This window comes from Roseisolibacter sp. H3M3-2, from assembly GCF_029211165.1.
Taxonomy (GTDB): Bacteria; Gemmatimonadota; Gemmatimonadetes; order Gemmatimonadales; family Gemmatimonadaceae; genus Roseisolibacter.
In genome coordinates, this window is sequence record NZ_JARGEK010000368.1 from 1 (window position 1) to 4666 (window position 4666).

Annotated in this window: 4 protein-coding genes and 1 pseudogene; all 5 read right to left on the bottom strand. The window is 76.5% G+C overall.

Features of this window, described 5'->3' with window-relative positions:
* Window positions 1–116: 116 nt before the first annotated feature.
* Complete coding sequence (locus PYV61_RS21205) at window positions 117–623, bottom strand: hypothetical protein (protein WP_275835392.1); 507 nt, start codon at window positions 621–623, stop codon at window positions 117–119.
* Window positions 620–1057 carry a nuclear transport factor 2 family protein gene (locus PYV61_RS21210; RefSeq protein WP_275835394.1) on the bottom strand — a complete coding sequence of 146 codons (438 nt, stop codon included), beginning with the start codon at window positions 1055–1057 and terminating at the stop codon, window positions 620–622. Before PYV61_RS21210 ends, PYV61_RS21205 begins: the two co-directional genes overlap by 4 nt.
* A complete protein-coding gene (locus PYV61_RS21215) occupies window positions 1054–1548 on the bottom strand; it encodes a nuclear transport factor 2 family protein (protein WP_275835396.1) in 495 nt (164 codons plus the stop codon). Before PYV61_RS21215 ends, PYV61_RS21210 begins: the two co-directional genes overlap by 4 nt.
* A 59-nt stretch (window positions 1549–1607) precedes the next feature.
* Window positions 1608–3305, bottom strand: coding sequence for an AMP-binding protein (locus PYV61_RS21220; RefSeq protein WP_275835398.1), 1698 nt, complete (start codon window positions 3303–3305; stop codon window positions 1608–1610).
* Window positions 3306–3380: 75 nt separating this feature from the next.
* A pseudogene (locus tag PYV61_RS21225) lies at window positions 3381–4666 on the bottom strand (hypothetical protein); the annotation flags it as partial.

The window sequence follows — 4666 nt, forward strand, 5'->3', positions numbered from 1 at the left end:
CGGCGGCGCTGTTCGGGCGGGCCGTCGCGGGGCACGCCGCGCGCCACGCCGTCACGGGGGACGACGCGGCGCACCTCGCGGCGTGGCGCGCCGCGGCCGCGGGGTGCGGCAGCGCGTCACCCGGTGCAGCGCGTCTCCTCCCCCTTTAGGCGGACGGTCACCTCGCCCTCGGGGCTCACCTCGAAGATCTCGAGGACGCGCAGCTCGAAGTTCGCGTCCGACCCCTGGCTGGTCACGCGGAAGCGCGAGACCTGGACGTCGAACCCGCCGCCGAGCGGGATGCTGAAGTGCGACGGGCTGTTGCCGCCGACGGTGACCACGTAGCGCGTCCCGTCGGCGCCGCGCCCCTTGATGTTCGCGCTGGTCTCGTGCGAGACGTAGTGCTCGTGCGTGGCCGTCGTGGTGCGCTTGTACACCTGGCGCAGCGTCCCCGAGAAGGTGAACGGGTCGCCCGTGCACGGGTTCACGTCCTCCCCCGAGATCGGGATGACCTCGTGGTAGAGGGACGTCTGCGCGCGCGCCAGCGAGGGCGCGTCGCCGGGGGCGGTGGGCGCCGCCGAGCGGTCCGGCGCGCCGCAGGCCGCCGCGGCGGCGAGGACGGAGAGTCGGAGGGCGCGGGTCACGGGGCCACCGCCGTGAGCTGGTTGGTCACCATCTCCCACCGCCCGCCGCGCCACCGCCACACGAAGGTGCAGCGCACCTCGGTGTCGGTCACCTGCCCGCCGAAGCGCGCGCGCAGCGTGAAGATCTGCCGCACGACCGCCTGGTCGCCGGCCACCCGCACCGTGATGTCGCGCTGGCCGAACGCCTCCGTCACGTTGGTCGCGCCCGAGGCGTAGTTCGCGAGGCGCTGCGCGCGGGTGAAGATCGCGCCCTGCGTGGTGATGAACGTGTAGTCGTCCGCCCAGATCCGCTTGAGCGTGACCGTGTCCTCGGCCAGGGCCGCCGCCTCGTAGCGGCGGAGCGTCTCGAGCACCGCGCGCTCGCGCGGCGTCGGGGCCGGGGGGCCGGGGGGAAGCGCCGCGAGCGCGGCGCCGAGCGCGAGGAGGGCGATCATGGCGTCACCGCCGACGGCGCCACCGCCGTGAGCTGGTTGGTCACGAGCTGCCACCGCCCGCCCCGCCGCTCCCAGACGAAGGTGCCGCGCAGGTCGGTGTCGGTCGGCTGCCCCGAGAACTGCCCCCGGAGCGACGAGAGGTTCTGCACGACGGCGGCGTCGCCGTCCACGCGCACGGTGATCTCGCGCTCGGCGTCGATCACGGCCACGTCGGTCGCGCCCGACGCGTAGTTGGCGAGCCGCTGCGCGCGCGTCACCAGCCGCCCGCGCGGGTCGATGAACGCGTAGTCGTCGGCCCAGAGGCGCTTGAGCGCGGCGGTGTCGCTGGCGACGACGGCGGCCTTGAACGCGGCCATCGCGTCGAGCACCGAGCGCTCCTGCGGCGCGGAGGCCGCGCGCGGGGCGTCCGGGACGTCCGGTCCCGCCGCGGCGGCCGGCTCGCAGCCGGCGGCCGGGAGCAGCGCCAGGGCGAGCAGGGTGGGGAGTCGCATGGAGGATGGGGTTGGGGAGTGGTCCTACCTCCCCATTCGCCGTCCGCGCCCGGATTCCCTCACCGCAGCTCGGGGAACTCCTCGTCGCGGAACTCGGCCGGGCCGCGCGCGCCGTCCGCGTGCCGCCCCTCCTCCAGCGCCCGCAGCTCGACCCGCCGGATCTTCCCCGAGATCGTCTTGGGCAGCTCGGCGAACTCCAGCCGACGCACGCGCTTGTAGCCCGGGAGGCGCACCCGGACGAAGCGCAGGATGTCGAGCGCCGTCTCGCGCGTCGGCGCCGCGCCCGCGCGCAGCACGCAGAACGCCTTGGGGACGGCCCCCCGCACGGCGTCCGGACTCGGCACCACCGCCGCCTCGGCGACGAGCGGGTGCTCGACCAGCGCGCTCTCCAGCTCGAAGGGGCTGATCCGGTAGCCCGAGCTCTTGAACACGTCGTCGGCGCGCCCGACGTACGTGACGTAGCCGTCCGCGTCGCGCTCGGCGACGTCGCCGGTGCGGTAGTGGCCCCCCGCGGTCGCCGCGGCCGCGCGCGCGTCGTCGCCCAGGTAGCCGGCCATGAGCCCGAGCGGCGGCGGGTCGAGGGGGAGGGCGATCTCCCCCTGGTCGGCCTCGCGCCCGTCGGCGTCGAGCAGCACGACGCCGTAGCCCGGGAGCGGGCGCCCCATCGAGCCGGGCTTCACCGGCTGCCCCGGCGCGTTCCCGACGATCGCCGTCGTCTCGGTCTGCCCGTAGCCGTCGCGGATCGTGAGCTTCCACGCCGCGCGCACCCGCTCGATCACCTCGGGGTTGAGCGGCTCGCCCGCCGCCACCGCCTCGCGCAGCGCGACCGGGTACGCGGCGAGGTCCTCGCCGACCAGCATCCGCCACACGGTGGGCGGGGCGCAGAGCGTCGTCACGCCGCCGCGCACCAGCGTCTCCAGCACGCGGCGGGCGTCGAAGCGCGCGGCGTCCTCCACGAAGATCGTCGCGCCGGCGTTCCACGGCGCGAAGACGCTGCTCCACGCGTGCTTCGCCCACCCGGGGGAGCTGATGTTCCAGTGCACGTCGCCGGGGCGCAGCCCGATCCAGTACATCGTCGAGAGGTGGCCGACCGGGTAGCTCGCGTGCGTGTGCAGCACGAGCTTGGGCCGCGCCGTGGTCCCCGACGTGAAGTAGAGGAGCAGCGGGTCGTCGGCGCGCGTCTCGCCGTCGGGGACGAACCCCGCGGGCGCGGCCCGCAGCCCGTCGAACGGCCGCCACCCCGGGAAGGCGCCCCCGACCACGACGCGCGTGACGCCGCCGGCGAGCGCGGCGCACTTGCGGGCCCCGTCGGCGTCGGTGACCACGTGCCGCACCGCCCCGCGCAGCATCCGGTCCACCAGGTCGTCGGCCGACAGCTGCGGCGTGGACGGGATCACCACGACGCCGAGCTTCGTGCAGGCGAGCAGCGTCTCCCACGTCTCGACGACGTTGGGGAGCATCAGGAGCAGCCGGTCGCCGCGGCGGGCGCCGAGGGCGCGCAGCGCGTTGGCGACGCGGTCGCTGCGCTCGGCCAGCGCGTCGAAGGAGTGGCGGTCCTCGGCGCCGTCGTCGCGCGCGATCCGGAGCGCGTCGGCGTGGTTGCCGCGCGCCATCCGGTCGAAGTGGTCGAGCGCCCAGTTGAAGCGCTCCAGCCGCGGCCAGGCGAAGCCGTGGTACGCCTCGGCGTGGCGGTCGCGGTGCGCCAGCAGGAAGTCGCGGGCGGCCAGGAAGCGGTCGGCGTCGGCGTGGGCGGTCATGCGCGGTTCGGGGTGGGGGAGGGGCGGGCGCGCGCCGCCCCTACCGTCAAGATCGCCGGCGGGCGCCCGGGTCCCTCACCGGTCGGGCGCGCGCTCCAGCCCGTTCAGCACGCGGGTCGCGCGCAGCAGCTCCCCGGTGCGGTAGAAGTCGACCGCCAGCACGTTGGCGCGGCGCCCGCGCGCGCGCTCGCACCGCCGCGCGCGCTCCAGCAGCGCGTCGAGGGCGTTCACCGTCGCCGCGTTGGACGGCAGCGGCGCCGGCGCGGTCGTGATCCAGTGGTTCACCTGCAGCAGCGCGCCGGCGCTCCCGCCCCGGTTGGGGGCGCACGACAGCGTGTCCCCGGCGGCTGCGAAGGCGTACGGCGTCTCCTGCATCACCCCGAACGCCGGCAGCAGCCACGGCACGCCGGCGCGCCCCGACTCGATCAGGACGACGAGGCGCTCGTCGCGGGCGATCAGCTCGCGCAGCGTCGGCCACGGCGCGCCGGGGGCGCCGCGGTAGACGAGGCGCGCCAGCCCCGCCGCCTCGACGGCGCGCGCGAGGTCGGCCGGGGCGACGTAGTCCTCGACCACCAGCAGCACGACCTCGTTCGGCCGCCGCTCGAGGAACCCGCGCAACTCCGCCAGGGCGGCGTCGAGCGCGACCGCACCCAGCTCGCAGAAGCCGTGGCAGAGGTACAGGCCGCGCGCCCCCTCGGCGCCCCCGACGAGGCGGTCGCGGATGCGCATCGCGGCCGCGTTCCCCTCGGGCCCGAGCACGCGCGCCGCCGCGACGTCGGTGGCGCCGGGGCCGAGCACCGTGCGCACGCGGTCGCCGACGGCGGTGCCGCGCACGGGGACGCCGTAGTGCACGTCCACCAGCAGCGCGCGCACCCCGTCGTCGAGCTGCGCGGCGATCCCGCGCTCCTGCTGCGCGAACATCCACCCCGGCACGTCGGCCGACGCCATCGCGTTGTGCGTCCCGGCGAGCGTCACCTCGTCGAGCCGCCGGTCGCACAGCGCCGCGGCGCCGTTGCAGGCGTCGATGGTGGTGGGCGCGGCGCGCGCGGCCCGCGCCCGGTTGGCGACGGCGATCGTGCCCGCGAACGTGACCGCGAGCACCACCACCAGCACTGCGCCCACCGCCCACCCCTCGCCGCTCGCGGCCAGCGCGCGCCCGAGCCGCGCGCCGGCGGGCGCGGCGAGCAGCACGAGGCCGAAGATCTCGCGCAGCCCGACGAAGGCGAGCGCCAGCCCCGCGACGGCGGCCAGCACCGCCAGCAGCGCCCCCGGCGCGACGACGGCCAGCCCGCCCGCCGCCGCCAGCGCGAGCAGGCGCACAAGTCGGATCGTAGCCATGTCGTTCTGTGAGCCAAGGAGTT